The organism is Agromyces sp. Root81 (assembly GCF_001429165.1).
Lineage (GTDB): Bacteria > Actinomycetota > Actinomycetes > Actinomycetales > Microbacteriaceae > Agromyces.
Map to the genome: position 1 here is coordinate 1,029,570 of NZ_LMIR01000001.1, position 26,301 is coordinate 1,055,870.

Consider the following 26,301-nt stretch of genomic DNA (forward strand, 5'->3'; position numbering starts at 1 on the left):
TCGAGTCTATGGCCAGCGCGCCGGGCCCCCGCGCGTCGCGTCACGGGCGTCGGCGAGGCGCTCGAGGAGGTCGGCGACGTCCTCCGGACTGCGCACGCGGTACGCCGCGAGCGACCGGCCCTGACCGACCTTCACGCCCAGATCTTCGCTCTCGAGCGCCGCGAACGCGTCTTCGTCGGTGACGTCGTCGCCGACGTAGACGACGGCGCTCGCACCCGCGTGCTGCCTGAGCCGCGTGAGCGCCTCCCCCTTGTCGCTCGGGCGCACCGAGAACTCGATCACGCCCTTGCCGCTGCGCACGGTGAGCTCGGGGATCTCCGTCTCGACGCGAGCCCGTGCTGCACGCTGCAGCTCGACCGCGACATCGGGGGCGACTTTGCGGGTGTGCAGCGCGAGCCCCGCCGGCTTCCATTCCACCCATGCGCCATCGGCGCCCGAGGCGACGTCCTCGAGCACGCTCGTGAGGTGTTCGAGCGCCGCGAGCTCGGCGTCTCGCAGGTCGATCGTGACTCCGCCCGTGTCGAGCTGCAGTTCCACGCCGTGAGAGCCGCTGAGCAGTGCCCCGTGCGGCGGGTCGGCGACCTCGCGCAGACTCTCGAGCGCACGACCCGAGACGATCGCCACGCGCGTGTCGTCGGTCGCTGCGAGTCGTTCGATCGCGGCACGGGCCCGATTCGTCGCCCGCGCATCCTCGGGCCGGTCGACGAGCGGTGCGAGCGTGCCGTCGAAGTCGAGCGCCACGAGCAGCCGGTCGGTGTCCGCGATGCGGGTGACCGCGGCATCCAGGCCCTCGGTCACGCCCGAGGCGATGATGCCGGCACCGGTCAGCGTCTTCAGGAACGTCGACGACCACTTCGCCACGTCGTTCTCGCGGACGCGCTTGCGCAGCGCCCGCATGCGACGGGCCCGCTCCTTGCGAGGCATCCGCGCCGCTTCGACCATCGCGTCCTTCAGCCCCTCGATGTCGTGCGGGTTCACGAGGATGGCCTGACGGAGTTCGTCGGACGCCCCGGTGAACTCGCTCAGCACGAGCACGCCGTCGTCGTCGAAGCTGCAGGCCACGAACTCCTTGGCCACGAGGTTCATGCCGTCCCGGAGCGCCGTCACGAGCATGACGTCGGCCGCGAGGTAGAGCGCGACCATCTCCTCACGCGGGTAGCCGTGGTGGAGGTAGGCGATGGCCTGGTGGCCGAGCGTCGAGTGGTCGCCATTCAGGCGGCCCACCATGAGTTCGATCTCGTCGCGGAGCTGCCGGTAGGTCTCGACGCGTTCGCGCGACGGGCTCGCGACCTGCACGAGCGTGACGTCCTCGACCGAGAGCCGGCCGTCGCGCAGCAGCTCGCCGAAGGCCTTCAGCCGGTGCCGGATGCCCTTCGTGTAGTCGAGCCGGTCGACGCCGAGCATGATCGTCTCGGGGTTGCCGAGGCTCTCGCGGATCTCGTGGGCGCGCGCCTGCACCTCGGGGCTCCGCGCGAGTTCCTCGAACCCGGCCGAGTCGATCGAGATCGGGAACTGCCGGGCGACGACGTGCCGCACCTCGCCGTCGGGCCCGGGCACGTCGACGACGCTGCCGCGGGTCGCATAGCCGAAGAGTCGGCGCACGGCCCGGGTGAAGTTGCCCGCGTCGGCGGCCCGCTGGAAGCCGATGACGTCGGCGCCGAGCAGCCCGTCGAGCACCTGCCGTCGCCACGGCAGCTGCGAGTAGATGCCGTATGCCGGGAACGGGATGTGATTGAAGAACCCGATCACGAGGTCGGGTCGCTTCTCGCGCAGCATCCGCGGCACGAGCTGCAGCTGGTAGTCCTGCACCCACACGACGGCGCCCGTGGAGGCGGCGCGGGCCGCGGCCTCGGCGAAGCGGCGGTTGACCCGCACGTAGGCGTCCCACCATTCGCGGTGGTACGACGGGGGCGCGATGACGTCGTGGTAGAGCGGCCACAGGGTGTCGTTGGAGAAGCCCTCGTAGTACTCCTCGAGCTCGGACTCCGACAGCGGCACCGGGATGATGCTGATGCCGTCGTGCTCGAACGGAGCGAACTCGCGGTCGGCCACGCCGGCCCAGCCGACCCAGGCTCCGTCGGCGGCCCGCATGACGGGCTCGAGGGCGGTGACGAGCCCGCCGGGCGAGCTCTTCCAGACGGTCTCGCCGTCGGCGCCGCGCTGGTAGTCGACGGGCAGACGGTTGGAGACCACGATCATGTCGTAGGCGGCGTCGACGTACAGCTCGTCGCGTGTCGGTTCGGGGGCGTGCATGTGGCGGATGTCCCTCCTCGCGCTCGCCTCAGGCTAACAGTCGGGCGGCGCGGGCCCCGGCCGGATCGACCGGGTGCCCGCGCCGCCCGTGCTGCGCGTCGGCGGCTCAGCCGAGGGCGGCGGCTGCGAATCCGATCGAGCGGATGCCGCGGCGCCTGCCGACCACGAGGCCGGTGCCGATCACGCCGACGAGTCCGAAGACCGCGAGCACTCCCGCCGCCATCGCGACTGCTCCCCCCGAGGCCCCGGCCACGATGAGCTGCATGCCCTGCACCGCCCAGGTCAGCGGCAGGAACGGACTCAGCGCCTGGTACGGCCCGCTCAGCACCTCGATCGGGTAGAGCCCGCCCGATGCGGTGAGCTGCAGCGCCACGAGCACGAGGGAGATGAGGAGCCCCGCCCGGCCCAGCCAGACCGTCAGGAGGGCGTGCAGCGAGGTGAACACGAGCGCGAGCAGGGCCGCGAACGCGAGGGTCTGCGGCAGCAGGCTCCACGTCACGCCCATGACGCCGTGCAGCAGCAGCACGACCGCGACGGCCTGCGCGAGTGCGATGAGCCCGGCCCGCGCGAGGGTGCGCCAGACGAGGCCGCCGGTCGACGCCGTCGAGCGCAGCGCCTCGCGCCCGAAGGGGCGGAAGACGAGGAAGAGCGCCATCGCGCCGAGCCAGAGACCGACCGGCACGAACAGCATGCCGATGACCTCGCCGATGCCCGCGATCTGGTGGTCGCGGGTCGCATCGACCGTGACGGGCTCGGCGATCACGTCGGCGGTCTGCTCGGCGTCGATGTCGGTGAGCGCCTTCGCGCTCGCCGCGCCCGAGGTGAGCCCGGAGGCGAGGGTGTCGGCACCGCTCGCGAGCTGCGTCGCGCCGCTCGCGGCATCCGCTGCGCCGCCCTGGAGTGCGCCGAGGCCGCCGGCGAGTTCGTCGAGACCGGAGGCCAGGCCGTCGGCCCCGTCGCGGAGCGCGGCCGAACCGCCGGACAACTGTGCGGCTCCGGCCGCCGACTGCTCGATGCCGCCCTGGATGCCGTCGATGACGCCCCTCGTCTCTGCCGCGAGCTTCGTGCCCCCGGCTGCGAACTGCGAGACTCCCTGCTCGACCTGGTCGACGTAGCCGAGATAGACGGCCAGCTCGGGGTACTGCTCGAGGATCGCCGGATTCTTCTCGACGTAGTCGTTCAACGCGTCGACGCTGCTCGTGAGCTGGCCTGATGCCCCGGCGATCATGCCGACGTACTGGTCCCATCCAGTGGACAACCCGTCGAGGCCGGCCGCACCGGTGCTGAGGTCGCCGAGCCCGCTCGCGAGTCCGTCGACGCCCTGCGTGTACTGCGTGACGCCCGCGGCGTAGGTGTGGGCGCCGCTCGCGGCATCCGCTGCCCCGCTCGTCGCCGAGGCGACGCCGCTCGAGAGCGTGGTGAGCCCGCCTGCGAGCGAGCCGACGCCGCTCGAGAGCTGCGTGGCGCCGTCGGCAGCCTCGCCGAGCGAGCCGCCCATCGAGGCGAGGTTCGTGTAGAAGCCCTCGAGGTACTGCGCGGTCAGCTCGCGGCCGAAGGTCGCCGACATGGCGTCGCCGACCGACTGCGCGACCGATCCGGCGAGGTAGCCGTGGGCGTCGTCGGTGCGGATGTCGAGGTTCGCCTGCGTCGGGTCCGACCCCGAGAGCGAGGTCACCGACTCGGAGAAGTCGGCGGGGATGGTGAGCACGGCGTACGCATCGCCCGAGGCGAGGAGGTCGGCCGCCTCCTCGTCGTTGGAGATCGTCCACTGGAAGCCGGCGGTCTCGGGGTCCGTCAGCTCGGTCACGAGCAGGCGCCCGGCGAGCACCGGCTGCTCGGTGCCGTCGGGCAGGGTCATCGTGACCATCTCGTCGTTGTTCACGACGACCGCCGGAATCTGCTCGAGGTTGTCGCCGGCGTTGCCGAGCGCCCCCGAGACGAGCCCCGCGACCGCGAGCGGCACGGCGATGACCGCGGCGAGCAGCACGCCGTAGCGCACACGTCGTTGCGCAGGGGTCGAGCCGAAGAGTCGGGAGAGTCGGGTGCTCATCGGAGGACCTCCTGGTTGCGCGAGACGGGTTCGAGGGTGCGGATGCCGCGGCCCGCGAGCTGCGGCGAGATCGCGGGCGACACGGCGGACCGGCCGAGGCCGACGACGACCGTGACCTGTGCGGGCACGAGCGCGGCGAGGGCGTGCCAGAGTGCGCCCGTGGCCGAGCCCGGATCGTCGTCGAGGTCGATGACGATGGCCTTCGGACGTTCGGCGAGCGCCGCCGCGACCGCGACGAGCGTGCGGGCCTCGACGCCGAGGGCGGCGAGCGGGGTCGCGGTCGTGAACCGGGGCCCGTCGGGGCCGGGGCCGGCGGCCGCGGCCGCCCGCTCGGTCCAGGTGCGGACGAGCGAGTTGGACGGCGCGATCGAGTACCACGGCCGGGTGGCGTCGAGCCGGCCGGCGATGAGCTCGCCGACCGTGCCGCCCGGCGCGGCATCCGCTGCGACCTCGGCGATCGCGACCGCGCGCATGACGGTGCCGGTGCCGGAGGGCAGCGGCGAGCCGAGCACCGCGAGACGGCCCCCGACCGGCGCGAGCCGCCCTGCGAGCGTCGCGGAGACGACGCGGCGGTCGACGGCGTCGCCCTGCACGACGAGCACTCCGCCGACGGGAACTTCGACGGAAAGGGGGCCGATCGGTCGTTCGGGAAGCCCGAAGACGGCATCCCCCGCGTTCACGGCGGCGGGGCGGGCGGCCGCCCACTCCTCCTGCTCGAGGTGGGCGCGGAGGCCCTCGCCCTCGATGTCGACGTTCGGCAGGATCCTGGCGAGCCACTTCGGCAGCCACCAGGCCGCCTTGCCGGCGAGCGCCATCGCGGCGGGCACGAGCGTCATCCGCACGAGGAAGGCGTCGAAGGCGACGCCGACGGCGAGCGCGAAGGCGATGCCCTTGATCACCCCGGCACCTTCGGGCACGAAGGCGAAGAAGACGAAGAACATGATGAGGGCGGCGGCCGTCACGACGCGCGCGGCGTGCTGGAAGCCGTGCACGACGGACCCCCGCGCGTCACCCGTCTTCACGTACTCCTCGCGCATGCCCGAGACGAGGAACACCTGGTAGTCCATGGCGAGGCCGAACAGCACCGCCATGAGCAGGATCGGGAGGAAGCTGAGGATCGGCCCCGGCTCGACGTGCAGCAGGTCGGCGAACCAGCCCCACTGGAAGATCGCGACGGTGACGCCGATCGCGCCGAACGCCGAGAGCAGGAATCCGAGTGCGGCCTTGATCGGCACGAACACCGAGCGGAACACCATGAGCAGCAGCACGATCGAGAGCCCGACGACGATGAGGGCGAACGGGATCAGCGCGTCGGCGAGCCGATTCGAGATGTCGATCGCGACCGCCGTGTAGCCGGTCACCGCGATCGGAGTGCCGTAGTCGGCCGTGATCGAGGGCTCGAGTTGGCGGATGTTCTCGACGAGCACCTTGGTCTCCGGGGCATCCGGAGCGCTCTCGGGGATCACCTGGATGATGGCCGTGTCCGCGGTCGGGTTCGGCAGTCCCTGGCCGACGAAGGCGACGTCGTCGAGCTCGCCGATGCGGGCCCCGATCGAGTCGAGGTCGTCGAAGATGTCGGTCGTCTGGGTGATGTCGACCGTGACGATGAGCGGGCCGTTGTAGCCGGGGCCGAAGCCCTCCTCGATCATCTCGTAGGCCTCGCGCTGGCTCGAACCCTCGGTGCCCGAGCCGTTCGGGAGGTTGAGGTCGAGGCTGAGCGCCGGCACGGCGGCGGCGCCGAGCAGTCCCACCACGATCACGACGAAGACGACGGGCGCCTTCAGCACGAGGTCGACCCAGCGGCGGCCCATCGTGCGCTTGCCGCTGTCGTCGTCGGCGTTCGCGCGGCGATGGGCGCGGCTGCCCGGCTTCGGCACGAGCTTGCGCCCGAAGACGCCGAGGAGCGCCGGGAGCAGGGTGACGGCTCCCACCACCGCGATGAGCACGGCGAACGCGGCGCCGACGCCCATGACGCTGAGGAACGGGATGCCGACGACGAGCAGGCCGAGCAGCGCGATGATCACGGTGAGGCCGGCGAAGACCACTGCGCCGCCGGCGGTCGCGACCGCCTCGGCCGCCGACTCCTCGGGGTCCTGCCCGCGCGCGAGCTGGTTCCGGTGCCGCGACAGGATGAAGAGGGCGTAGTCGATGCCGACGGCGAGGCCGATCATGACCGCGAGCATGGGCGCGGTCGAGGAGACCGTCGTGAACGCCGCGACGATCGAGATGCCGCCGAAGGCCGCGCCGACGCCGACGAGGGCGGTCAGCAGCGGCATGCCCGCCGCGAGGAGCGAGCCGAAGGTGATGATCAGGACGACCGCGGCGAAGAGCACGCCGAACACCTCGGTGATCGTCAGGCCGAAGCTCGTCTCCTGGAACACGTCGCCGCCGAAGGCGACGGCCAGGCCCGCCTCGCTGCCGAGTTCGCCGGTCGCCTCGACGGCGTCGAGCGACTCCGCCGTGACATCCGTGACCGGACCGTCGAACTGGATCTGGATGTAGGCGGTGCGCCCGTCCCCCGAGATCTGGTCGCCGGCGTACTCGTCGAAGGGGCCGAGCACGCTCGCCACGCCGTCCACCTGTTCGAGCTCGGCCTCCATCGCCTCGATCGCGTCGCGCGCCGAGGACGCCTCGACGGTCTCCCCGTCGGGGGCCTCGACGACGGCCTTGGCCGAAGCGCCGGCCGTCTCGGGGAACACGGCGGCGAGCTGGTCGATCGCCGTCTGGGACTCGGTGCCGGGAATGGCGAACGAGTCCTGCAGCTGGCCGCCGAGCGCGAGGCCCGTGCCGAGCAGCGCGCCGAGCGCGAGCACCCAGGCGACGATGACGTACCAGGCGCGGCGGAAGGCGAAGCGTCCGATGCGGTGGAGGAGGAGAGCCATTGGTCTGCCTATCGGGTCGGGCGGCCGTCGGCCGTCAACAGGAGTTCGGAGAGCACGGAGATGAGGGCGTCGCGCACGTCGGCGTCGGCGACCTGCTGGTCGCCGACGAGGAACGTGGCGCCGGCGACGAGCGTGTACGTGGCGCCGGCGAGCGCGACGCCGAAGCGCATCTGCTCGGCGAGGCTGGCGTCGTCGGCGCAGATCGAGTCGGCGAGGCCCTGGATGGCGGTGTTCGCGCGCTCGATGACCGGCAGCCCGCGGAGCGACTGACCCTGGTTCACGAAGGTGTGCACCGCGAGGCGGTTGCCGAGCAGGAAGTCGACGAAGCGCTCGATGAAGACCGCCTGCGCCGCCGCCGAGCGGCCACCGGCGACGAAGTCGCCGAGCAGGGTCTCGAGCAGGTCGATCGACGGGCCGATCGCGGCTTCGAGCAGTGCCTCCTTCGAGGCGTAGTGGTAGAGCACGCTCGACTTCGAGTAGCCGGCGTGGTCGGCGATCTGCTGCAGCGAGCTCGCGGCGAAGCCGACGGTCGCGAACTGCTCGAGTGCGGCCTGGCGCAGCTCGTCGCTGGCGCGCACGCGGGAGGGCACGGATGCATCTGAGGGCATGCATCCACGGTAATTGACCGATCGGTCAGCTTCTGCACGATCGGTCAGATTCACGGATGTCTCTCAGCCGCCCGAAGCGGCGCGGTAGCGTTGCCCCATGCGCAAGTACCTCTTCAGCGGCGCCGTGATCAGCGCCATCATCAGCGGCATCGGCGTGTTGAAGACCACCGCCTCTGGCCCCCGCGACTGGCGCCTGCTGCTCATGTGGGTGTCGTGGGCCGCGAGCCTCGCGATCGCGATCGGCACGGTCGCCGAAGAGACCAAGCAGGGCGAACTCGGCGAATAACGCCGCCGCGCCGGCGTTGCGCGGCGTGTCACTCGCAATCCGCATCACCGTGCCCGAAACTGGGACGAACGACCCGAGACGAACCCACGAGAGGGGTCACCGATGTTCCGCCGCTGGCGCCGCGCACGGCTTGCCGCCCAGGCCTCCGCCCATGTTGCCGCCCCGACGCCGCACCCTTCTGCGGCCGACCTTCGCGGCGAGCACATCTTCGAACTCCTGAACTCGCGCCTGTCCGAGTTCATCGGGCCCGGCGGCGGGTGGTCGCTCGTGCGCAAGTCCGACGGCGACACCGACCGCATCTTCCACGCGATGCTCACGCACCAGATCGCGGCCGAGCTCACCCGTGCGATCCTCGAGGAGCGCGATTCCGTCGCGGTCGTCGTGCCCGCCGGTGAGGAGACGCTCGCCCTCAGCTGGGAGCCCTCGCCGCTCATCGTGTGGGCCGACCCGGTCGAGACGGCCGCGCCGGTCGACGCTGCGGCCGACGACGCTGCGGCCGACCACGAACTGTTCGCCGCGACATCCGACCTGGTCGAAGCCGCCGCGCTGCCGACCATCGGCATGGCCACGGCAGTCGAGGCCCGCGCCGCCTGATCCGGCGCAGGTGAGGCGTTGCCCGGGCGCTCAGACGCTCGGTGCCACCGACGTCCAAATTCGACCGGCGATTCTTGTACGACTGGATCGAGAAGGCGCTCCCCCGCCACTCGTAGCGTGATTCACGGGCAATCGCCCGCACGCCACGAGAGGGGAACCGGATGACCTCCGCCCACAGCACCACCCCGCCCGACACCGAGTCGAACGCGACGCCCACTGCCGCACGCCCGCGCCGCAGCAGTGCCCGCGACCTCGCGCAGATCGCCGTCTTCGCCGCGCTCATCGCCGCGCTGGGACTTCCCGGGGCCCTCACCATCGGCGGCGCCGCCGTGCCGATCACGTTCCAGACGCTCGGGGTGATGCTCGCGGGCGCCATCCTCGGTGCGCGCAAGGGTGCCCTCTCCGTGCTCCTCTTCATCGCGCTCGTCGCAGCCGGCCTGCCGCTCCTCTCCGGTGGCCGGGGCGGCCTCAGCGTCTTCGTCGGCCCGTCGGTCGGCTACCTCATCGGATGGCTGCTCGGCGCCGCCGTCATCGGCTGGGCGACCGCCCGCCTGCTGCCGCGGTACCCGATCGCGCCCGCGCTCGCATGGACCGCGCTCGGCGGCATCGTCGCGATCTACCTGGTCGGGGTGCCCGTGATGGCCGCGATCACCGACATCCCGGTCGGGGCCGCCCTGCTCGGCTCGACGATCTACCTTCCCGGCGACCTCGCCAAGGTCGTCGTGACCGTGCTCGTGGCGAAGGGGGTGCACCGGGCATGGCCGGGGCTCATCGAGCCGCGATCGTGGCCGTGGGCATCGCGAACCGGCGCGTCCGGCTCCGAACCGACCCCCGCGGGCCCTGCGGCGTGAGCGACTGGCTGCGGGGACAGCGCGACGGACTCGCCCTCGCGTTCGGCGGCGACGCCGTGCGCTACGGCGAGCTCGCCGACGCGGTCGCCGCGGCCTCGCTGCCGAGCGGCGACGGACTCGTCGCCTGCCCGGCCGGCACCGATCCCGTACAGTTCCTCACTCTCGTGCTCGCGTGCCTCGACCGCGGCCGCCCGGTGCTCGTCGGCGGTGACGCGGCGGACGCCGAGCGGATCTCGTCGAGCCTGCCCGCGGGAACCGAACTCGCGGTGCTCACCTCGGGATCCTCCGACCCCGCCGGCAGCCAGCGAGCCGTCGCCCGAACGAACGCCTCCTGGCTCGCCTCGGCCGCACCGCTCGCCGAGATCGCGGGGATCCGGTCGGACGACCGGATCGCCGTCACCGGCCCGCTGCACGTCTCCATGCACCTCTACGCGGCGCTCCACGCGCTCTGGCTCGGCGCAGCGGTCGGCGACGGGCTCGACGGGGCGAGCGTCGTGCATGCGACGCCGACCCGGCTGGCACGTCTCATCGAGTCCGACGCGCTGCCGTCGGCTGCGATCGTCGCCGGCGCGGCGATGGGCGGTCCCCTCCGCGCGCGGGCGGCAGCACGAGGCATCCGCGTGACCGAGTACTACGGCGCCGCAGAGCTCTCGTTCGTGGCGGCCGGCCGGGGCGGTTCGCTCTCGCCGTTCCCGGGCGTCGAGGTCGAGTTGCGGCCGACCGCGTCGGGCCGGGAACTCTGGGCCCGCTCGCCCTACCTCGCGCTCGGCGTCGTCGGCGGCGGCATGCTCCGCCGCGATGGCGACGGCTTCGCCACGGTCGGCGACCTCGCCGAACCGATCGATGCCGAGGCCTTCCGCATCGTCGGCCGCGGCGACGCCGCCATCACGACGGCGGGTGCCACCGTGCTCGCCGAAGACGTCGAGGCGCGCCTCCTCGCCCTGCCCGGGGTCGTCGCGGCCGTCGTCATCGGCGAACCGCACGAACTGCTCGGCGAACGCGTCGTCGCCGTCGTCGAGCTCGACGGCGCGACGGATGCCGCAGCGGTCATGGCCGCCGCACGCGATCGCCTGCCCGCAGCCGAACTGCCGCGGCGCTGGTTCGTGCACGCCATCCCCCGCACCGTCTCCGGCAAGCCGGCACGAGGCCTCCTCCGGGTCGCGCTCGCGGCGGGAACGCTCGGCCCGGCGCACCCGGCGATGTCCGACGGGAGCCCGTCGTGATGCCCGGCTCCGGCGCTCGCTCCGCGCCAGTCATCGTCTCGCCGCTGCGCACCGCGATCGGCACGGCCGGCCGCGGCCTCGCCGCGCACACCGTCGATTCGCTCGCCGCCCCTGTCCTCGCCGGGGTCGCGGCGGCCGTCGCGCCGAGCGGCCTCGCGATCGACGACGTCGTGCTCGGAAACTGCATGGGACCCGGCGGCGACATCGCCCGCGTCGCCGCGTTGCGGGCGGGGCTCGGCACCTCGGTGCCCGGCGTCACGGTCGACCGGCAGTGCGGTTCCGGCCTGGATGCCGTCATGCAGGCCGCCGCCCGGGTCGGGGCCGGAGACGGCGCACTGTTCCTCGCCGGCGGTGCCGAGTCGGCGTCGACGGCGCCGCACCGCTCCTGGCCGCTGTCGGGTGAACGGTACTCGCGCGCGCCGTTCGCACCGACCGGATTCCCGGATCCCGAGATGGGCCAGGCGGCCGACCGGCTCGCGGCGGTGCGCGGCATCTCCCGCGAACGGCAGGATGCGTGGGCGGCCCGCTCGCACGCACGCGCCGCCGCGGCGCGATCGAACGGCGTCTTCGCCGGCGAGATCGTCGCGATCGACGGCATCTCGAGCGACGATCGCCCGCGCGCTGGGATGGACGTCACGCGGCTCTCGCGATTCGCACCCGCGTTCGCTCCTCCCGCCGGAGCGAGCGACGGTGCAGCGGGCCCGTTCGGCACGGTCACCGCCGGCAACTCGTGCGGCTTCTCCGACGGCGCCGCGGCGATGGCGGTGACGACCGCTCGCGTGGCACGTGAACTCGGTCTCCCTTCGCTGCGCATCGTGGCCACCGCCGTCACCGGCGGCGACCCCGCGCTGCCGGGCATCGGTGCGGCTCCCGCCGCCCGGCTCGCGCTCGCCCGGGCCGGACTGACCCCGGCTGAGCTCGGCTTCGTCGAGATCACCGAGGCGTTCGCCGCCCAGCTCCTCGCCGTCAGCGACGAGCTCGGACTCGACGAGTCGCTGATCTCCGGCGACGGCGGCGCCATCGCACTCGGGCATCCATGGGGCGCGTCCGGCGCGGTGCTGCTCGTGAGGCTCGCCGCCCGCATGTTCTCCTCCGATGACGCCCGCCCGGGGCTCGCCGCCTGCTCGATCGGCGGCGGCCAGGGCATCGCCATGATCGTGGAACGGACCCCATGACCGAGATCGTCTTCGACCACGTCAGCCACGACTTCGATGCGGAACGCGTCGTCGACGACGTCTCGCTCGTGCTCTCGGAGCACCGCATCGGCATCGTCGGCGCGAACGGCTCGGGCAAGTCGACGCTCGCCCGCATGATCAACGGCCTCGTCGCGCCGACCGCCGGTCGCGTCTCGGTCGGCGGACTCGACCTCGCGCGCCACGCACGCGAGGTGCGCCGCACCGTCGGCTTCGTGTTCACCAACGCCGACAACCAGATCGTGATGCCGACCGTGCGCGAGGACGTCGCGTTCACGCTGCGACGCCACAAGCTCGATCGAGCGGATGCCGCGGCGCGCGTCGAGGCGGCGCTGCACCGATTCGGACTCACCGGGCTGGCCGACCGACCTGCGCATCGGCTCTCGGGCGGGCAGAAGCAACTCCTCGCACTCGCCTCGGTGCTGGTCGCCGAGCCGGCCGTGATCGTCGCAGACGAGCCGACGACGCTGCTCGACGCGCGCAATGCCCGGCTCGTCGGCGAGCACTTCGCCGAGCTGCCGCAGCAGCTCGTCGTCGTCAGCCACCAGCTCGAACTGCTCGAGGACTTCGATCGCGTCATCGTGATGGAGGCCGGTCGGGTCATCGCCGACGACCGCCCGGAGCCCGCGCTCGACGCCTATCGCGAGATCATCGGGAGCCCGCGATGATCGGCGTCTTCCATCCAGGTCGCTCACTCGTGCATCGCGCCCCGGCGCTCCTGAAACTCGGTCTCCTCGCCGTGATCGTCACGGTGATCGCGATGCAGACCTCCCCCGTCGCGCTCGCCGCGGCCTCGGGATTCGTGGCGGTCGTGTTCCTCGTGGCGTGGCTCCCGTTCCCGCTCGTCTGGCGGCAGATCGTGCCGATCCTCTGGCTCCTCGCCTTCGCCGTTCCCGTGCAGGTGTTCTTCGGCGGGTGGGAGGCCGCTGCGACGATGGCGGTGCGCCTCGTGCTCGCCGTGGCGCTCGCCGCCCTCTACACGCTCACGACGCCCGTCACGGAGACGCTCGATGCGATGCAGGCGCTGCTGCGCCCGTTCCGTCGCTGGATCGACGCCGACCGGGTCGGTCTCGCACTGGCCCTCACGATCCGCTGCGTGCCGCTCCTCGCCGACATCGTGCGCGAGGTGCTCGAGGCCAGGAAGGCCCGTGGCGCAGAGGGATCAATCGTCGCGCTCGCCGTGCCGGTCATCGTGCGCGCGCTGCAGACCGCCGAACACCTCGGCGATGCGCTGACCGCACGCGGCTTCGACGACTGATCGCCGCCGCGGCGATGGCGGCGTTCTCCGGCACCGCCGTGATCTCCGAGACCGACGTCACGGAGACACGCCTGCGGTGCCGAACGGGGCGGCGCCTGCCCCTGCGCGAGCGCGATCAGCGAGCACGAGCAGCTTCTCGGTGCCATCCAACGTTCCGAAGGATGCGGCAGCGCGCCCCATCCGTTCACGAACCTCAGCATCGCGCAGAACGGGAATGACACGTTCGACGATGGCATCCGCGGTGAACTCAGCATCGTCGATGAGCAGCGCCCCACCGGCCTGCACCACCCCGCGGGCGTTGAGCGCCTGTTCTCCGTTCCCGACCGCATACGGAACATACGCCGCGGGAATCCCGAGCGCACTGAGTTCACTCACGGTCGCCGACCCCGATCGACACACAGCCAGGTCGGCGAGGGCATACGCCAGATCCATCCGGTCGGCGTACGGCACGACAACGCGAGCTTCGGCACCGGAGGCGTCCACATCATCGGCGTTCGCGTCACCGGTCACGTGCAGGATCTGCCAGCCCTCGGCAACGATCTCCGGCCATGCTTGCGCAAAGGCCTCGTTGATCCTGCGGGCACCCGTCGATCCGCCGAAGACCAACAGCACGGGCATGTCGGCGTCGAGCCCGAAGTACTCCGCGGCTTCCGCGCGTGACCCCGCACGATCGAGCGTGGAGATCTCGGCACGAAGCGGCATCCCGACGACCTCTCCCCCGCGCAGCGGCGTATCGGCGAACACGGTGCCGACAGCTGCGGCGCGGCGCGCGCCCCACACATTGGCGAGTCCCGGCCGAGCGTTCGCCTCGTGGACGACGTAGGGCACGCCTTCTTTGCGCGCGGCGACGTACGCGGGGGTTGCGGCGTAACCGCCGAACCCGATCACGACGTCGATGCCGCGATCACGGACGAGCGTGCGTATGCGCGTGACCGCGCGGCGGAAGCGCGCAGGGAACTGCAGCGCTTGGCGGTTCAGTCGGCGCGGCAAGGGCACCTTCGGGATCGTCTCGAGCACAAAGCCGCGCTCGGGAACGAGTCGCGCTTCGAGACCTTCGGCAGTGCCGAGCACGAGGATCGTGGCGTCCGGCTCGCGTTCACGCAGGCGATCGGCGACGGCCAGGAGCGGATTGACATGTCCCGCGGTCCCGCCCCCGGCCAGCAGGTAGCTTGTCATGCCGGCAGCCTATTCCGCCGTTGCTGAGGCTGCTCTGCGTATCGTGCGCGTATTGAAAACCGGATACTCGGCGGCAACACGGCGATCGTTTGACTTCTGACCATGCAATCATCCGTTTCGGAGCTCGTCGTGCATGACGACGCCATCCGTGAGAACACGGCGAGATTCTCGGCGTTGACCGAGGGTCGGGTCATGGCCGTGCTGAAAGCCGACGCGTTCGGACATGGGGCGATCGCTCGCTCGGTCCTCGAGTCCGGGGCGACCTCGCTCGGCGTGACCTCCGTCGATGAAGCTCTCGCGTTGCGGGCCACCGGTATCGGGGCGCCGATTCTCAGTTGGCTCAACACGCCCGACGCCGACTTCGAGACGGCTGTGCGTGAGAATGTCGATCTCGCGGTGCCGAGTGTGGATCTGCTGTATTCCATCGGTTGGGCAGCGCTGCGTGTCGGGACACCAGCGCGCGTGCACCTGCACATCGATGTCGGCATGGCCCGCGACGGCTGCGCGGCGCGCGACTGGCCCACGCTGTGCGCACTCGCCCGCGAACACGAGGCGCTCGGCGCGATTCGAGTGGTCGGGGTGATGGGTCATATGTCGTGTGCGGACGATCCGGGCAATCCGCAGAACACGCGGGAGCGCCTGGTCTTCGAGAGCGCGGTTCGAACGGCCAGACGCCGTACGCTGGCGCCCCACATCCTTCACCTCGCGGCAACAGCCGCGACATTGACCGGTGTCGGGTCGGGTTTCGATGTCCACCGAATCGGAGCGGGACTGTTCGGCATCGATCCTTCGTGCCGCACCGACATGTTGCGGCCGGCCGTGACACTGACCTCGAGAGTCGTGTCTTCGCGCGAGGTGAGCGCTGGCACTGGAGTGGGCTACGGCCTCGATTACGTGACACGGAGTCGTACGAACCTGGCCCTGCTCCCGATCGGGTACGGTGACGGCCTTCCCCGCGAGGCATCCGGGCGGGCAGAGGTCCTCGCACGAGGGCGACGACGGCCCCTGGTCGGCAGGTTCTCGATGGACATGGTCGTCGTGGATACGGGCGACGACGTGCTGCGACCGAACGAACGCGTCACCTTCTTCGGGCCCGGGTCGGACGGAGAGCCCACTGTCGCGGAGTGGGCCGAGTGGGCTCACACGATCGAGCACGAGATCGTCACTCGCGTAGGGAACCGCATCCCCCGTATCCACCGCACGATCGAGACCGCGAGTCAGTCGCAAGGAGCCATGTCATGACGCAGAACACCAGTGCCCGGATCGCCGTCATCGGAGGTGGTGTCAGTGATGAGCACGACGTGTCTCTCGCTTCTGCCGCCGCCGTCAGTCGAGCGGTCGTCGAGTTGGGCCTCGAGGTCGTTCCCCTCACCATCGGGGAGGACGGCGCGTGGCATGACGAGAACGGCGGCGTCTTGCCCGCGCATGGTGCCGTCGAGGTGCTTGCGGACTGCGATATCGCGTTCCCCGCCCTGCATGGCGTCAACGGCGAGGATGGCGCGATCGCCGGGTTCCTCGACCTGTCCGGCGTGCCCTATGTGGGTTCCCCCGTGCGGGCCGGTGCGCTCGGGATGGACAAATGGGTCACGAAGTTGATCGCCGATTCGCTCGGCATCGCCACCGCGAAGGCTGCGGTCGCCGGAATCGGAGTCGGAGCGAGCGTGACCACGACGGATCTGAAGCCCCCCTTCGTCATCAAGCCGGCGACCGGTGGCTCGAGCAATGGCGTCTTCGTCGTTCATGAGAGAGACGGCGTCGCCGAGACGGTGAGCCGTGCTCGAGCGTTCGGTGAACCTGTGCTCGTCGAAGAGTACGTGCTGGGGCGAGAAGTGGATATCGCCGTGTTCCGCGACCGGGACGGCGAGTTGCGCCTCGGCTCCACCCTTGAGATCGGTGTCGCCCCCGGCGGAGTGTTCGACCGGACGCAGAAGTACGACGGCAGTGCGGCGTTCACGGTACCTGCCCCGATCGGCGAACGCGATGAAGCATCGATCCGTCACGCCGCCGTCCTCCTCTACGAGACTCTCGGGTGCAGCGGGGTGGCGCGTTTCGACTTCTTCGCCACTGCTGCCGGGGTGGTGCTGAATGAGGTGAACACGGCTCCGGGGATGACTGAACAGTCGCAGGTTCCGCTGATGTACGCCGCGACCGGACTCGACTACGTCGGGCTGATCGCAGCGCTCCTCGAATCCGCGGAGCAGTCGTCCTTCCGAAACTCGATCCTCGTATGAGCGGGGACTCGACCGAGCCTCCCGGTCGGTCGGCATGGGCGGATGCGCTCAAAGGCCTGCTGATCCTCCTCGTCGTCTTCTGGCACGTGGTGTTGAAGACCTACTTGCAGATCGATTGGAAGATCGGCCTACCGATCCCCGGCGTATGGGGCCTTGCCAGCGATTTCATCTGGCCGTTCCTGATGCCGCTGTTCCTCATGATCTCCGGCTACTTCGCGGCGAATGCGCTCGCTCGGCCGTGGGCGATCGTCTTCCGCACTCGCGTGGTGCGTTTCCTCTACCTCTACCTCCTGTGGACCCTCATCCACATGATCGCCATGTGGGCGTTCGCGGACTTCCCCACCTTCGTCCCACGCAGCGTCGCCGAGTTCATCGAAGCGGTGACGATCAGCCCCCCGAACACCTGGTACCTCTACGCGCTCGCCCTGTATTTCCTCGTCGCGAAAGGACTGCGGCGTCTCCCGCGGTGGATCCTCATCGGCGGCGCCGCCGCATTGTCGGTCACGGTTTCGGCGGGGCTGATCGACGTGGCGAGCAACCGGGGTTCGCTGCTGTACAACCTCCTCTTCTTTCTGCTCGGTCTGTACTTCGCCCCGCACATCCGCCGTTTCGCCGCGCGCCCGCGACCACTCGTCGCGGCGACGTCGATCGCGGCGTACCTCGTCGCCTTCGGTGTGATGAGGGTCACCGGATCGGAGACAGTGCCCGGTGTGTGGCCTGCAGTGTCGCTCATCGGCGTCGGCATGGGGATCGTCGTCGCACCGCTCCTGCCGCAGATCCCGAGACTCGGGCGGGGGCTGACCTGGCTGGGCGTTCGGACGCTTCCGATCTACCTGATACACATGCCGGTGCTCGCTCTGGCCGACCTCGCGCTGGTGAGCTGGCTCTCGGGTGCCAGGATCGCAGTGCAGCTGGCCGCAGCCGTCCTGCTCCCGATGATCCTCACCGCGGTCGTCGTCGCAGTGAGCACGATGCTCGGACACCTCATCGTGCGCGACCGACTGCTCTGGTTGTTCGACCTTCCGGCACGCCGAACACCGGCTGAGCTCTCTCGCCGCGACGACCCGGCCCGGCCACGGCACCGTCTCCCGTGGCGTGCGGCGGTCGCGGCCCTGATGGTCGCGGCGATGGGCGTGTCGACGATCCGCGTCACGGCGATACCGGTCAGCCCGGCCGAGGTTCCACGCCAGCCCGCGTCGCAGGCGGGAGAGGTGAGCATCGGGGCAACCGGCGACATGCTGCTGTACGACGTGAACCACTCCGTGCCCGCCGACCGCGGTCGTGGCCACTTCGACGATGTGCGGCCCTGGTTCACCCAGGACATCGTCACCGGAAACCTCGAACAGGTCATCTCCGCAGACACGGGATACGACAAGTGCGAGCAGCACGCAGACTGCCTGGCGTTTCGGAGCGACCCGGACGCGGCTGAACATTTCGCCGGATTCGATCTCCTCAACCTTGCGAACAACCACACCGGCGACTTCGGGCGCGCCGGATACGCGAACACGAGAGCGCATCTCACCGACGCCGGAGTCCGAACGGTCGGCGACCGCAATGAGATCGCCTTCACACGGATCGGTGACATCACGGTCGCGATGCTCGGATTCGCGCCCTACGACGGCTTCAACCGGGTCACCGACCTGCGCCACGTGCGACAGGTCGTGCGGGCAGCCGCAGAACACGCGGACATCGTGGTCGTCCACGCGCACATGGGAGCCGAGGGTGCCGGCGCGGATGCCGTGACACCCGGAACCGAGGTCATGTACGGCGAGAACCGCGGCGACCCCATCGCGTTCTCGCATGCGGCTGTCGACGCGGGTGCCGACCTCGTCGTGGGCCACGGGCCGCACGTGCTGCGGGGGATGGAGTTCTATCGCGGAAGGCTGATCGCGTACAGCCTGGGTAACTTCGGCGGCGGGGGCGTCTTCGGCGCGGAAGAGTCGACGCGCTACGGCGCCTACCTCGCCGTCAGGTTGCGCGCCGATGGAACGATGATCGACGGGCAGGTGCGCTCCGTCCGCTTCGAGCAGCACGATGGGAGACCCGTCCGAGACCCTGACGAACGGGCGGTCGAGCTGATCGATCAACGAAGCCGTCGCGACTTTCCCGAGACCGCCGCGAACATCGAGTCCGATGGCTCGATCTCACCTCATCGGTGATGCCTCCGCGCTTCAGGGCGCGGAGGCATCCGTGCAAGCCGTCTCCCGCGTCGAACAGTCAGCGGACGTCCGAACCGGCAACCGACCACCGGCCGGCGACGGCGACGGCGTGCGATGCGTGCGGCAGCGGCAGCGGCAGCGGCAGCGGCCGCGGCCGCGGCCGCGGGAAATGAAAAAGCCCCGAACCCGGCGAGAGGTTCGAGGCTTGATCGTGCACCCCCTCGGACTTGAACCGAGAACCCACTGATTAAGAGTCAGTTGCTCTGCCGATTGAGCTAGAGGTGCATTCTTCACTTGTTTCGGCCCGGATTTTCTATAACCCGAACCGAGGAATCACAGTATCAGGAGAATGCGCTGTTGCGCCAATCGAAGCCCGCGATCGGCGCGTCGCACCCCGTTCGACACCGTGCGACGGGCGCGGATCCGGCCAGCGCGGCGCCCACGATAGCCTGATCTTCGTGACCGCCGACACCGCTGACCAGCTCTCCTCCGACCTCGCGCTCGCGCTCGAACTGGCCGAACTGGCCGACGCCGTCTCGCTCTCGCGATTCCGTGCGATCGACCTCGACGTGCAGACGAAGCCCGACCGCTCCCCCGTCACCGAAGCCGACCTCGCGGTCGAGCGTGCGATCCGCGAACGCATCGCAGCCGCCCGACCCGACGACGGCATCCTCGGCGAGGAGTTCGGCGTCGAGGGCGACGGGGCGCGGCAGTGGATCATCGACCCGATCGACGGCACCGCGAACTTCCTCCGCGGCGTGCCCGTCTGGGGAACGCTCATCTCCCTCGCGATCGACGGCGTGCCGGTCGTCGGCGTGGCATCCGCGCCCGCCATGGGGCGCCGCTGGTGGGGTGCCACCGGCCTCGGCGCCTGGACCACGACATCGGCGGCGGAGGCCGGGGCCAGCGAGGCCCGGACCGCCATCGGCGAGGCGTCCGTGCCCGGCGCCCGGCGCCTGCAGGTCTCCGGTGTCGCTTCCCTCGCCGACGCCTCCCTGAGCTTCCAGAGCATCGCCCAGTGGCGCGAGGCCGGCTACCTCGACCGCCTGCTCGCACTCTCCGAGCGCGTCTGGCGCGACCGCGCCTACGGCGACCTCTGGTCGTACATGCTGCTCGCCGAGGGGCTCATCGACATCACCGGGGAGTTCGACGTCAAGCCGTACGACCTCGCAGCGCTCATCCCCATCGTCGAGGAGGCGGGCGGGCGTTTCACGGCCGTCACCGGCGAACCGGGGCCGTGGCACGGCAGCGCGCTCGCGACGAACGGCGCCCTCCACGACGAGGTGCTCGCGGCGCTCGTCGACGAGGCGTAGGCGGCGGGCGTGGAGGTCTGCATCTTCACCGAGCCGCAGCAGGGCGCCAGCTACGCCGATCAGCTCGCACACGCGAGCACAGCCGAGCGGCTCGGCTTCGACGGATGGTTCCGCTCGGACCACTACCTGGCCATGGACGGCGCCGACCCCATGCCCGGCCCGACCGATGCGTGGACGACGCTCGCGGGACTCGCCCGGGAGACCGCGCGCATCCGGCTCGGCACGCTCGTCTCCTCTGCGACGTTCCGACACCCCTCGGTGCTCGCCATCCAGGTCGCACAGGTCGACGACATGTCGGGCGGCCGGGTCGAGCTCGGCCTCGGCACCGGTTGGTTCGCCGAGGAGCACGAGGCCTACGGCATCCCCTTCCCGGCCAAGCGCTTCGGCCTGCTCGAGGAGCAGCTCGAGGTCGTCACCGGCCTGTGGTCGACGCCCGTCGGCGAGCACTACGACTTCACCGGCGAGCACTACCGGCTCGTGCACTCGCCGGCGCTGCCGAAGCCCGCACAGGCCCGCGTGCCGATCATCGTCGGCGGGTCGGGCCCGAAGCGCACCCCGGCGATCGCCGCGCGGTTCGCGAGCGAGTTCAACATCGGGTTCCGTGACGAGACGGTGGTCGCCGAGACGTTCGCCCGAGTCCGGCAGGCCTGCGAGGACATCGACCGCGACCCCGACTCCATCCGCATGAGCGTCGCACTGCCCACGGTCGTCGCGACCTCCGACGCCGACTACGCGAGACGCCTCGCAGCCATCGACGAGGACCCGGCCACCTTCGCCGACGTCAACATCGCCGGAGTCCCAGCAGCGGCGGTCGAGAAGATCCTGCGACTGCGCGACCTCGGCACCGACCGCGTCTACCTCCAACTCGTCGATGTGCGCGATCTGGAGCATCTCGTGCTCATCGGCGCAGAGGTGCTGCCTGCCTTGCGCTGACGCGTGTAACACGTCGGACGCTCCCGATAGGCTGACCTCGAAATCAACCGGATAGGGCGGGGGCGCCGGTTGATCGACGCGCCCTCGCGGACATCCTTCACCCGAATCGAGAGGCCCTACCCACTTTGAATACCACCATGCGTCGCACAATGACGCGCGCACTTGTTTCCCTCGCCGCGGTCGCGGTCGCGATCCCGCTCGCCGGATGCAGCATCGTCAGCGACCTCGTCGGCGGCCCCGCCTCGCAGCCCGAGCGCGACGAGACCACCCAGGAGATCATCGAGGAGGGTGACGCCGACGTCTTCGCCCTCAAGGTCGGCGACTGCATGAACGAGGTCACCGAGGAGCTCGTCTCCGAGGTGCCCGTCGTGCCGTGCGACCAGCCGCACGACGAGGAGATCTACTTCGACCTCACTCTCGAGGGCGACACCTACCCCGGTGACGACGTCATCCAGACGCAGGCCGACGAGGCCTGCCTCGCGCAGTTCGAGCCGTTCGTCGGCCTCGCCTACGACTCGTCGGCGCTGGGCATGTACGCGTACCGCCCCTCGGAGGACAGCTGGGACCAGATGGGCGACCGCGTGGTCTCCTGCGTGATCTACGACCCGGCCGGCCAGGTCACCGGCACGCTCGCGGGCGCGGCTCGCTGATCGACGGATGCCGCGTGGCGCGCCTCGGCTGCGCCACGCGGCATTCTCATGCCTGCGCCGTCCGCTCGCGGGGCCGACGACGGCTCCACGCCACACCGGCCAGGCAGAGCGCTCCGCCCACCAGGCCGAGCACGGTCGGCAGCTCGCCGAGCAGCAGCCACGAGAGCACGACCACGATCGCCGGCACTGCGAGCGTCGCCGACGCCGTGGCCCCGGCTGAGCTGCGCTTGAGCACGTAGGCCCAGAGCAGGAACGCCACGGCCGACGGCCCCACACCGAGGTAGATCACCGCGAGCACGGCCGGCGCCGGGGCATCCGCGATCTCGACGACGGTCTGCGGCAGGAACGACAGCAGCACCAGTGCGCCGACGAGGCAGCCGATCCAGGTCGCGCTCAGGGCATCCGCCGAGCGCAGCGCGACCTTCTGCACGAGCACTCCCGAGGCGTAGAGCATCGCGGCGAGGATGCCGAGCACGATTCCGATCGGCTCGCTGTCCGCCCCGATCCCGCCGGTCGCGATGATCACCACGCCCGCGAACGCGATCCCGATGCCGACCATGAGCGGCCTCGGGAAGCCCTCCTTCAGCAGGACTCCGGCCGCGAGCGCCACCAGCAGCGGCGCGATGTTCACGAGCATCGCGACGGTTCCGGCGTCGAGGTGGCGTTCCGCCATGTTCAGCACGAGCGTGTAGCCGGCGAACCAGAGCACGCCGTAGATCGCGATGAGCACGAGGGCGCGCGGGCGGGGCAGCGGCGGTCGCCGCCAGACGGCGATGGCCACGAGCACCAGGGCGCCGACGAGCTGCCGGCCGAGCGCGAGCGGGCCCGGCGAGATCGCGTCTCCGACCGCCCGGATCGCGATGAACGCCGAGGCCCACAGCACGAGCACCACGATCATCGCGGCGAGTACCTTCCAACCGATCGGATCCGGCGCCGTCGCGGCACTCGTCGGGCCGGGCACGGTGGTGGGAGTCAGTCGCATGCGTCCAGACTGCTTGACGCAATCACGGCAGTACAAGCGAACGATCCTTCCGATTCGTTCAGCATCACTGTACGATCCGGAACATGGTGGATCCGCATCGACTCCGGGTGTTCCGCGCCGTCGTGCAGACCGGCTCGATCAACCGTGCGGCCGCACGACTCGGCTACACGCCGTCCGCCGTGAGCCAGCACGTCAGCACGCTCCAACGCGAGACCGGACTGACCCTCATCGAGAAGCGCGGTCGCGGCATCGTGCCGACCGCCGCGGGCCTCGCCGTCGCCGATCGTGCCGCGCGGGTACTCGACCAGCTCGCCGACTTCGACTCGCTGGCCGACGATCTCCGCTCGGGTCGCAGCGGCACCCTTCGCATCAGCTGCTTCTCCTCCTCGAACCGGGCGTGGATGCCCGCGATCGCCGCGACGATGCTGGACGAGTTCCCAGACCTCCGGCTCGAACTCTCGCTCGTCGAGCGGCACGGGCAACTCACCGGCGAACCCGATGTCGAACTCTACGTCGCCGAGTCGGTGCGCGGCGATCGCGACCCCGCCGTCGCCGACGGCGTCGCAGACGGGTACGACATCGAGCCGCTCCGCACCGAAGGATACGTCGTCGTCGTCCCGCGGGGACATCCGCTCGCCCGACGGCGGTCGGTGACCCTGCTCGAGCTCGCCGATGAACCATGGATCGACAACGACGACGCCCGCGGACCCTGCCGGGAGATCGTCCTGGCAGCTTGCGCAGCTCGTGGATTCGCCCCGAGGTTCCGCCTGGAGGCCCCCGATTACGCGACCGGCTTCGACTACGTCGCCGCCGGCGTCGGCGTCACGGTGCTGCCGCGACTCGGAGCCATCCGCCTCCCCGACGGGGTCGCGATGGTCGCCGTCGACGACGTCGACGTGAAGCGGCGCATCATGCTGCGCGTGAAGCGGTCGATGCGCACGCATCCCGCCGTGCAGCGGATGACGGAACTTCTGCGCGTCGCCGCTCGCGCCTGACGGCTTCAGCCTGCCGACCGGCGCGACCGGCACCCGCGAACCGGCGCCGCTCGGCGACCCGTTCGAAGAATTTCACTACTTGGTGTTGCTATCTACCGGTACTTGTGCTTACTATGTACCGGTAGTCAACAACACCGAGTAGTAGAGAGGAGGGGGTTCCATGGGCAAGCAGATGACCGAGATGCTCAAGGGCACGCTCGAAGGCATCGTCCTCGCGATCCTGGCCGTGCGTCCGGCCTACGGGTACGAGATCACGGCCCGGCTGCGCGACGAGGGCTTCTCCGAGATCGCAGAGGGCACCGTCTACGCCCTGCTGGTCAGGATCGAGCAGCGCGGCCTCGTCGACGTCGAGAAGGTTCCGTCGGAGAAGGGCCCGCCGCGCAAGGTCTACACGCTGAACGCATCGGGCGGCGCGTACCTGGCGGAGTTCTGGGGGACGTGGAGCTTCCTCGCAGAACGGATCGACCAGCTCCACCACCGCATCGAACGCACGAACGAAGAAGGAGAGNGGCGCGTACCTGGCGGAGTTCTGGGGGACGTGGAGCTTCCTCGCAGAACGGATCGACCAGCTCCACCACCGCATCGAACGCACGAACGAAGAAGGAGAGTAACCATGGCCGCGAAGTGGATCGAGACCGTCACCGGGTCGCTCGAGCAGAAGAAGCAGTACAAGCAGTACAAGGCCCGCATCGAGGCCCTCCCCGAGCCGTACCGCACCGCCGCGAAGGCGGTCGACAGGTACCTGATGTACGCGGGCGGCATCACCGATGGGGACACCATGGTCACGATGCTCGGCGACGCGGCCGACCTGTGGGAGCGCGCCGCCATCGACGGCACGCCGGTGCGCGACATCGTCGGCGAGGACCCGGTCGAGTTCGCCGAGGAGTTCGCCGCGGCCTACTCGGGCAAGCAGTGGATCGACAAGGAACGCGCTCGCCTCAACAAGGCGATCGACGACGCAGAGAGGAAGACCCAGAAATGACCACCGAATCAGCAATTCGCGTTCAGGGCATCGAGAAGTCGTTCAAGGACCTGCACGTGCTCAAGGGCGTCGACTTCGACGTCGCSGCGGGGAGCATCTTCGCCCTGCTCGGCTCGAACGGCGCCGGCAAGACCACGCTCGTRCGCATCCTCGCGACGCTGCTGAAGGCCGACGCGGGCTCCGCGACGGTCAACGGCCTCGACGTCGCCGCCAACCCCGGCGACGTGCGCGAGACGATCAGNGCGCATCCTCGCGACGCTGCTGAAGGCCGACGCGGGCTCCGCGACGGTCAACGGCCTCGACGTCGCCGCCAACCCCGGCGACGTGCGCGAGACGATCAGCCTGACCGGGCAGTTCGCCGCGGTCGACGAAGTACTCACCGGCCGCGAGAACCTCGTGCTGATCGCGAAGCTCCGTCACCTGAAGAACCCGGGCGCGATCGCCGACGACCTGCTCGCCCGCTTCTCGCTCACCGACGCCGGCGGCCGCAAGGCGGCGACCTACTCCGGCGGCATGCGCCGCCGGCTCGACATCGCGATGAGCCTGATCGGCAACCCGCCGATCATCTTCCTCGACGAACCGACGACCGGCCTCGACCCGCAGGCCCGCATCGAGGTCTGGCAGACCGTCAAGAAGCTCGCCGACAGCGGCACCACCGTGCTGCTCACGACGCAGTACCTCGACGAAGCCGARCARCTCGCCGACCGGATCGCGATCCTGCACAAGGGCACGATCATCCAGAACGGCACCCTCGCCGAACTCAAGCAGCTCCTCCCGGCCGCCACGGTCGAGTACGTCGAGAAGCAGCCSACCCTCGAAGAGGTCTTCCTCACCCTCGTTGGAGAGACCGGCGAGGACGAAACGGACGACGCCGCCCGCACCGACGGCGCGGCCCAGGCASGAAAGGAATCACGATGACCACCCACGTCCTCAGCGACACCCGGGTCCTCACCGGCCGATCGCTGACCCACATCCTCCGCAGCCCCGACACGATCATCACCACCGCGGTCACGCCGATCGCACTGATGCTGCTCTTCGTCTACGTGCTGGGCGGTGCGATCAACACCGGATCCGACGAGTCGTACATCAACTACATGCTCCCGGGCATCCTGCTGATCACGATCGCATCCGGCGTCGCCTACACGGCCTACCGGCTGTTCCTCGATCTGCAGGGCGGCATCTTCGAACGCTTCCAGTCCATGCCGATCGCGAGATCCAGCGTGCTCTGGGCGCACGTGCTCACCTCCCTCGTCTCGAACATGGTCTCGGTGGCGATCGTCATCGGCGTCGCGTTCATCATGGGGTTCCGCACCGGAGCCGACGTGGGCGCCTGGCTGGCCGTCGTCGGCATCCTGGTGCTGTTCACCCTCGCCCTGACCTGGCTCGCCGTGATCGCCGGACTCTCGGCGAAGACCGTCGACGGGGCGAGCGCGTTCAGCTACCCGCTGATCTTCCTGCCCTTCATCAGCTCGGCCTTCGTGCCCACCGACACGATGCCGGCCCCGGTCGCCTGGTTCGCCGAGAACCAGCCCGTGACCTCCATCGTGAACTCCACCCGGGCCCTGTTCGCCGGCCAGCCCGTCGGCAGCGACATCTGGATCGCCCTCGCCTGGCTCGTCGGCATCCTCGTGGTCGCCTACTTCTGGGCGATCTCGATCTACCGACGCAAGATCAGCTGAGCC

24 protein-coding genes, 1 tRNA gene and 1 pseudogene are annotated in these 26,301 nt (G+C 70.3%); 19 read left to right on the plus strand and 7 right to left on the minus strand.

Annotation, left to right across the window (positions count from 1 at the left end):
• Positions 1–6: 6 nt before the first annotated feature.
• The 4 genes from ASE14_RS04895 to ASE14_RS04910 all read right to left on the minus strand — a co-directional run bounded on the left by ASE14_RS04895 (position 7) and on the right by ASE14_RS04910 (position 7,793).
• Positions 7–2,253: a bifunctional alpha,alpha-trehalose-phosphate synthase (UDP-forming)/trehalose-phosphatase gene (locus ASE14_RS04895; RefSeq protein WP_082600096.1), complete on the minus strand. Its 2,247-nt coding sequence runs from the start codon at positions 2,251–2,253 to the stop codon at positions 7–9.
• A 106-nt stretch (positions 2,254–2,359) separates the two neighbouring features.
• Positions 2,360–4,303: a YhgE/Pip family protein gene (locus ASE14_RS04900; RefSeq protein ID WP_056651427.1), complete on the minus strand. Its 1,944-nt coding sequence runs from the start codon at positions 4,301–4,303 to the stop codon at positions 2,360–2,362.
• On the minus strand, positions 4,300–7,185 hold the full coding sequence (locus ASE14_RS04905; RefSeq protein WP_056651432.1) for an MMPL family transporter: 2,886 nt from the start codon (positions 7,183–7,185) through the stop codon (positions 4,300–4,302). Before ASE14_RS04905 ends, ASE14_RS04900 begins: the two co-directional genes overlap by 4 nt.
• 8 nt (positions 7,186–7,193) lie before the next feature.
• On the minus strand, positions 7,194–7,793 hold the full coding sequence (locus tag ASE14_RS04910; protein WP_056651435.1) for a TetR/AcrR family transcriptional regulator: 600 nt from the start codon (positions 7,791–7,793) through the stop codon (positions 7,194–7,196).
• Between the two features lie 97 nt (positions 7,794–7,890).
• Here ASE14_RS04910 and ASE14_RS04915 point away from each other — a divergent pair, with 97 nt between their 5' ends.
• From ASE14_RS04915 to ASE14_RS04945, 7 genes are all read left to right on the plus strand, one after another.
• A complete protein-coding gene (locus ASE14_RS04915; protein ID WP_056651440.1) occupies positions 7,891–8,079 on the plus strand; it encodes a hypothetical protein in 189 nt (62 codons plus the stop codon).
• A 102-nt stretch (positions 8,080–8,181) separates the two neighbouring features.
• On the plus strand, positions 8,182–8,673 hold the full coding sequence (locus tag ASE14_RS04920; protein ID WP_056651443.1) for a hypothetical protein: 492 nt from the start codon (positions 8,182–8,184) through the stop codon (positions 8,671–8,673).
• 161 nt (positions 8,674–8,834) lie between these two features.
• Positions 8,835–9,524 (plus strand): biotin transporter BioY, encoded by a 690-nt coding sequence (locus ASE14_RS04925; RefSeq protein WP_082600099.1) that lies wholly within the window; start codon positions 8,835–8,837, stop codon positions 9,522–9,524.
• Entirely contained in the window at positions 9,521–10,747 is a 1,227-nt protein-coding gene (locus ASE14_RS04930) for a synthetase (RefSeq protein ID WP_157372792.1), read from the plus strand. Before ASE14_RS04925 ends, ASE14_RS04930 begins: the two co-directional genes overlap by 4 nt.
• Positions 10,747–11,922, plus strand: a complete 1,176-nt coding sequence (locus ASE14_RS04935) for a thiolase family protein (protein ID WP_056651451.1) — start codon at positions 10,747–10,749, stop codon at positions 11,920–11,922. The genes ASE14_RS04930 and ASE14_RS04935 overlap by 1 nt, the downstream gene beginning before the upstream one ends.
• On the plus strand, positions 11,919–12,608 hold the full coding sequence (locus ASE14_RS04940; protein ID WP_056651454.1) for an energy-coupling factor ABC transporter ATP-binding protein: 690 nt from the start codon (positions 11,919–11,921) through the stop codon (positions 12,606–12,608). Before ASE14_RS04935 ends, ASE14_RS04940 begins: the two co-directional genes overlap by 4 nt.
• Positions 12,605–13,198 carry an energy-coupling factor transporter transmembrane protein EcfT gene (locus tag ASE14_RS04945; RefSeq protein WP_056651457.1) on the plus strand — a complete coding sequence of 198 codons (594 nt, stop codon included), beginning with the start codon at positions 12,605–12,607 and terminating at the stop codon, positions 13,196–13,198. The genes ASE14_RS04940 and ASE14_RS04945 overlap by 4 nt, the downstream gene beginning before the upstream one ends.
• Before the next feature lie 57 nt (positions 13,199–13,255).
• On the opposite strand, the gene ASE14_RS04950 is transcribed toward ASE14_RS04945, so the two are convergent.
• Positions 13,256–14,374, minus strand: coding sequence for a glycosyltransferase (locus ASE14_RS04950; RefSeq protein WP_056651460.1), 1,119 nt, complete (start codon positions 14,372–14,374; stop codon positions 13,256–13,258).
• 129 nt (positions 14,375–14,503) lie between these two features.
• Here ASE14_RS04950 and alr point away from each other — a divergent pair, with 129 nt between their 5' ends.
• Genes alr through ASE14_RS04965 form a run of 3 tightly spaced genes read left to right on the plus strand, consistent with a single transcriptional unit; the run spans position 14,504 to position 18,764 of the window.
• Positions 14,504–15,616 (plus strand): alanine racemase, encoded by a 1,113-nt coding sequence (gene alr / locus ASE14_RS04955; protein ID WP_235511086.1) that lies wholly within the window; start codon positions 14,504–14,506, stop codon positions 15,614–15,616.
• Complete coding sequence (locus tag ASE14_RS04960; RefSeq protein WP_056651467.1) at positions 15,613–16,605, plus strand: D-alanine--D-alanine ligase; 993 nt, start codon at positions 15,613–15,615, stop codon at positions 16,603–16,605. Before alr ends, ASE14_RS04960 begins: the two co-directional genes overlap by 4 nt.
• Positions 16,602–18,764 carry a CapA family protein gene (locus tag ASE14_RS04965; RefSeq protein ID WP_056651470.1) on the plus strand — a complete coding sequence of 721 codons (2,163 nt, stop codon included), beginning with the start codon at positions 16,602–16,604 and terminating at the stop codon, positions 18,762–18,764. The genes ASE14_RS04960 and ASE14_RS04965 overlap by 4 nt, the downstream gene beginning before the upstream one ends.
• Before the next feature lie 212 nt (positions 18,765–18,976).
• Here ASE14_RS04965 and ASE14_RS04970 read toward each other — a convergent pair.
• Positions 18,977–19,049 (minus strand) — tRNA-Lys (locus tag ASE14_RS04970).
• Positions 19,050–19,222: 173 nt separating this feature from the next.
• Between ASE14_RS04970 and ASE14_RS04975 the strand changes: the two genes are divergently transcribed.
• The 3 genes from ASE14_RS04975 to ASE14_RS04985 all read left to right on the plus strand — a co-directional run bounded on the left by ASE14_RS04975 (position 19,223) and on the right by ASE14_RS04985 (position 21,660).
• Positions 19,223–20,077, plus strand: coding sequence for an inositol monophosphatase family protein (locus ASE14_RS04975; RefSeq protein ID WP_056651474.1), 855 nt, complete (start codon positions 19,223–19,225; stop codon positions 20,075–20,077).
• A 9-nt stretch (positions 20,078–20,086) separates the two neighbouring features.
• Positions 20,087–21,010: an LLM class F420-dependent oxidoreductase gene (locus ASE14_RS04980; protein WP_056651477.1), complete on the plus strand. Its 924-nt coding sequence runs from the start codon at positions 20,087–20,089 to the stop codon at positions 21,008–21,010.
• Positions 21,011–21,147: 137 nt separating this feature from the next.
• Positions 21,148–21,660: a septum formation family protein gene (locus ASE14_RS04985; protein ID WP_082600101.1), complete on the plus strand. Its 513-nt coding sequence runs from the start codon at positions 21,148–21,150 to the stop codon at positions 21,658–21,660.
• Positions 21,661–21,706: 46 nt separating this feature from the next.
• Here ASE14_RS04985 and ASE14_RS04990 read toward each other — a convergent pair whose 3' ends face one another.
• Positions 21,707–22,642, minus strand: coding sequence for a DMT family transporter (locus ASE14_RS04990; RefSeq protein ID WP_082600103.1), 936 nt, complete (start codon positions 22,640–22,642; stop codon positions 21,707–21,709).
• Positions 22,643–22,725: 83 nt separating this feature from the next.
• Between ASE14_RS04990 and ASE14_RS04995 the strand changes: the two genes are divergently transcribed.
• The 6 genes and pseudogenes from ASE14_RS04995 (at position 22,726) to ASE14_RS05015 (ending at position 26,298) form a co-directional block, all read left to right on the plus strand.
• Positions 22,726–23,637, plus strand: a complete 912-nt coding sequence (locus ASE14_RS04995) for a LysR family transcriptional regulator (protein WP_056651485.1) — start codon at positions 22,726–22,728, stop codon at positions 23,635–23,637.
• Between the two features lie 160 nt (positions 23,638–23,797).
• Positions 23,798–24,145, plus strand: a 348-nt coding sequence (locus tag ASE14_RS05000; RefSeq protein WP_056651805.1) for a PadR family transcriptional regulator, incomplete at its 3' end; no start/stop codon positions are given.
• A 105-nt stretch (positions 24,146–24,250) separates the two neighbouring features.
• Positions 24,251–24,619 (plus strand): DUF1048 domain-containing protein, encoded by a 369-nt coding sequence (locus ASE14_RS05005; RefSeq protein ID WP_056651807.1) that lies wholly within the window; start codon positions 24,251–24,253, stop codon positions 24,617–24,619.
• Positions 24,616–24,860: ATP-binding cassette domain-containing protein (locus ASE14_RS20345; RefSeq protein ID WP_157372821.1), on the plus strand; the 245-nt coding region annotated here is incomplete at its 3' end. The genes ASE14_RS05005 and ASE14_RS20345, both read left to right, overlap by 4 nt.
• A 1-nt stretch (position 24,861) precedes the next feature.
• Positions 24,862–25,537: pseudogene (locus ASE14_RS05010) on the plus strand (ABC transporter ATP-binding protein); the annotation flags it as partial.
• Positions 25,534–26,298, plus strand: coding sequence for an ABC transporter permease (locus tag ASE14_RS05015; protein ID WP_056651488.1), 765 nt, complete (start codon positions 25,534–25,536; stop codon positions 26,296–26,298). The pseudogene ASE14_RS05010 and the gene ASE14_RS05015, both read left to right, overlap by 4 nt.
• Positions 26,299–26,301 lie beyond the last annotated feature (3 nt).

Excerpts from the sequence above, each read along its gene's own strand:
- ASE14_RS04895 (WP_082600096.1), bottom strand. The coding sequence starts at position 2,253 with ATGCACGCCCCCGAACCGACACGCGACGAGCTGTACGTCGACGCCGCC.
- ASE14_RS04900 (WP_056651427.1), bottom strand. The coding sequence starts at position 4,303 with ATGAGCACCCGACTCTCCCGACTCTTCGGCTCGACCCCTGCGCAACGA.
- ASE14_RS04905 (WP_056651432.1), bottom strand. The coding sequence starts at position 7,185 with ATGGCTCTCCTCCTCCACCGCATCGGACGCTTCGCCTTCCGCCGCGCC.
- ASE14_RS04910 (WP_056651435.1), bottom strand. The coding sequence starts at position 7,793 with ATGCCCTCAGATGCATCCGTGCCCTCCCGCGTGCGCGCCAGCGACGAG.
- ASE14_RS04915 (WP_056651440.1), top strand. The coding sequence starts at position 7,891 with ATGCGCAAGTACCTCTTCAGCGGCGCCGTGATCAGCGCCATCATCAGC.
- ASE14_RS04920 (WP_056651443.1), top strand. The coding sequence starts at position 8,182 with ATGTTCCGCCGCTGGCGCCGCGCACGGCTTGCCGCCCAGGCCTCCGCC.
- ASE14_RS04925 (WP_082600099.1), top strand. The coding sequence starts at position 8,835 with ATGACCTCCGCCCACAGCACCACCCCGCCCGACACCGAGTCGAACGCG.
- ASE14_RS04935 (WP_056651451.1), top strand. The coding sequence starts at position 10,747 with ATGCCCGGCTCCGGCGCTCGCTCCGCGCCAGTCATCGTCTCGCCGCTG.
- ASE14_RS04940 (WP_056651454.1), top strand. The coding sequence starts at position 11,919 with ATGACCGAGATCGTCTTCGACCACGTCAGCCACGACTTCGATGCGGAA.
- ASE14_RS04945 (WP_056651457.1), top strand. The coding sequence starts at position 12,605 with ATGATCGGCGTCTTCCATCCAGGTCGCTCACTCGTGCATCGCGCCCCG.
- ASE14_RS04950 (WP_056651460.1), bottom strand. The coding sequence starts at position 14,374 with ATGACAAGCTACCTGCTGGCCGGGGGCGGGACCGCGGGACATGTCAAT.
- ASE14_RS04960 (WP_056651467.1), top strand. The coding sequence starts at position 15,613 with ATGACGCAGAACACCAGTGCCCGGATCGCCGTCATCGGAGGTGGTGTC.
- ASE14_RS04965 (WP_056651470.1), top strand. The coding sequence starts at position 16,602 with ATGAGCGGGGACTCGACCGAGCCTCCCGGTCGGTCGGCATGGGCGGAT.
- ASE14_RS04985 (WP_082600101.1), top strand. The coding sequence starts at position 21,148 with ATGCGTCGCACAATGACGCGCGCACTTGTTTCCCTCGCCGCGGTCGCG.
- ASE14_RS04990 (WP_082600103.1), bottom strand. The coding sequence starts at position 22,642 with ATGCGACTGACTCCCACCACCGTGCCCGGCCCGACGAGTGCCGCGACG.
- ASE14_RS04995 (WP_056651485.1), top strand. The coding sequence starts at position 22,726 with ATGGTGGATCCGCATCGACTCCGGGTGTTCCGCGCCGTCGTGCAGACC.
- ASE14_RS05005 (WP_056651807.1), top strand. The coding sequence starts at position 24,251 with ATGGCCGCGAAGTGGATCGAGACCGTCACCGGGTCGCTCGAGCAGAAG.
- ASE14_RS05015 (WP_056651488.1), top strand. The coding sequence starts at position 25,534 with ATGACCACCCACGTCCTCAGCGACACCCGGGTCCTCACCGGCCGATCG.